The sequence below is a fragment of the uncultured Leptotrichia sp. genome, from assembly GCF_938036635.1.
Lineage (GTDB): Bacteria > Fusobacteriota > Fusobacteriia > Fusobacteriales > Leptotrichiaceae > Leptotrichia > Leptotrichia hongkongensis.
Genome location: NZ_CALHQO010000163.1, coordinates 1 through 2,159, shown reverse-complemented (window position 1 = coordinate 2,159; position 2,159 = coordinate 1). Strand labels below are relative to the sequence as shown.

Sequence of the window (2,159 nt, the reverse complement as noted above, 5' to 3'; positions counted from 1 at the left end):
ATTTTTTTATTTTCATAGTACCTCATTTCCTTGTAATTATTTTTGATCTTTTTACAAAAACATCATTATCATATACCCTGAAATTATCGAAAAAATCCAAAGCGTAATACCATACAAAAGATTTTTTCCAGTCATTTTTTTTATAGACTGAATATTTAATGAAGTTCCGATCATATAAAGTGCAAGAGACAGCATCATTTTCCCTATTTGAGTAAGTAAGCTGTAAATTATTGGCAAATTTATTATTGTCGCAACAATTGAAGCTAAAATAAAAAATAATATAAAAATTGGAAATTTAATCTTCTTATTTTCAGATTTATTTAAAAAGCTAAGAACAATAACTATCGGAATAATCCAAAGTGTTCTTGTAAGTTTCATAATTGTAGCTATTTTCAAGGCTTCTGTACTGTGAAAAGCTGCAGCTGATACTACCGAACTTGTATCATGTATGCTTAATGCCGTCCATATTCCAGTTTGTTCAGCATTTAATTTGAAATAATTTATAAAAAATGCAAAAAGAAACAATGCGACTGTGTTTAAAATAAATACTATCCCCGTAGACAAGGCAATATCCTCATCAGAAGCCTCGATTACTGGAGAAGTTGCCGCAATGGCACTTCCACCACAAATTGCTGTTCCAAATACAATTAATTGTGATAATTTTTTTTCCATTTTAAAAATTTTTGCCAAAATTAAACCAATACTTATCACTAAAATTAAACTGATTGCAGTCTGAAAAATTCCTTTGCTTCCAACAGCAACAACCTTGCTTATGCTAAGTCCAAATCCAAAAAATACAACAGCTGAATTTAACGTAAGTTTTCGTATTTTTCCTAAATTTTTCGGAACCAGAATTAAACTAAAACTTGCTAGAATAATTCCCATAAGAAGAGATATCCCAGAAGCAAATGCATGAACACTTTTAATTAATGGAAGTATTAAAGCAATTAAGCACCCCACATAAAATACAATTTTTTTATTCATTTTCACCCCTAATTTCTAAAAAATCGTCAAAAGTCTTTTATTATTTTTTTCTATTCCCAAAATAATCAGTTAATTCCAAAAACAATTGATTACCCTCAAACTCATCTTCAATAATCTTTTTTGCTTTTTCCAAATATTCCTGAAGCAGCTTTTTGCTTTTTTCAAGTCCAAAAATACTAGGATAAGTCGTTTTTTCATTTTGGACATCATTCGATTTTTTACCAATTTCCTCAAAATTCCCTTCAATATCCAAAATATCATCCTTAATCTGAAAGGCAATTCCTAATAATTTTGAATATTCTACCATTTTTTCACGCTTTTCATCTTCAATATCCAACGCAATCATCGGCAATTCTATTGCAGCAGTCAGCAATTTTCCAGTCTTATGAGCGTGAATATACTTTAATGTGTCGATTTCCACTTTCTTATTTTCAGACTCCATATCTACAAACTGCCCTCCGACCATTCCAAAAAATCCTGCATATTTAGACAATTTAGAAATAATTTCAACCTTATTTTTATCTCCTAAACTTTTAGAATTTGCAATTATTCCAAAGGCTTCCGTCAAGAGTACATCTCCCACAAGAATCCCGATTGCTTCATTATATTTTTTATGAACTGTAAGTTTACCACGTCTGTAATCATCATTGTCCATCGCCGGCAAATCATCGTGAACAAGTGAATAGCAATGTATAAACTCAAGTGCAACAGCAATTTCCTTAATTTTATCATAACTTTTACAATTATTTTTTTCAAACAAATCACAAACCATATACATCAAAACAGGACGTATTCGCTTTCCTCCGTTCATAACCGCATATTCCATTGCTTCCGCCAATTTTTCAGGATATTTATTTCTGTAATTTGCAAGCAATTCTATCAGACTGCCTTCCACAATCTTCTTTTTTTCTTCCAAATATTCCCGTAACATTTTATCCCCCGTCACTCAAATTTTTATTTTACTTAAAAACTGATACTAAACTCCTTTTGAAAATAGGAATAAATTTTTATACCAACTATTTCACAATAATTCAACTAATTACTATGTTTTTTTATTTCGTAGGATTGCTCATTGCCGCAAATCCTTACCTTGCAGTAAAAGGTTATCCTGATAATTAAAATTGTGTCAAGATTGCTACACAATAACCTATGGCTAGTCTACGACATTTTAGCTT

2 protein-coding genes are annotated in these 2,159 nt (G+C 30.4%); both read right to left on the bottom strand.

Annotated elements, in window-relative coordinates:
• Window positions 1–51 precede the first annotated feature (51 nt).
• A complete protein-coding gene (locus Q0370_RS03165; protein WP_299572033.1) occupies window positions 52–984 on the bottom strand; it encodes a putative sulfate exporter family transporter in 933 nt (310 codons plus the stop codon).
• A gap of 40 nt (window positions 985–1,024) precedes the next feature.
• Window positions 1,025–1,915: a polyprenyl synthetase family protein gene (locus Q0370_RS03160; RefSeq protein WP_299572031.1), complete on the bottom strand. Its 891-nt coding sequence runs from the start codon at window positions 1,913–1,915 to the stop codon at window positions 1,025–1,027.
• Window positions 1,916–2,159: the final 244 nt, after the last annotated feature.

Bases quoted from the DNA above. Each gene is read 5' to 3' on its own strand.
- Q0370_RS03165 (WP_299572033.1), bottom strand. From the start codon at position 984: ATGAATAAAAAAATTGTATTTTATGTGGGGTGCTTAATTGCTTTAATA.
- Q0370_RS03160 (WP_299572031.1), bottom strand. From the start codon at position 1,915: ATGTTACGGGAATATTTGGAAGAAAAAAAGAAGATTGTGGAAGGCAGT.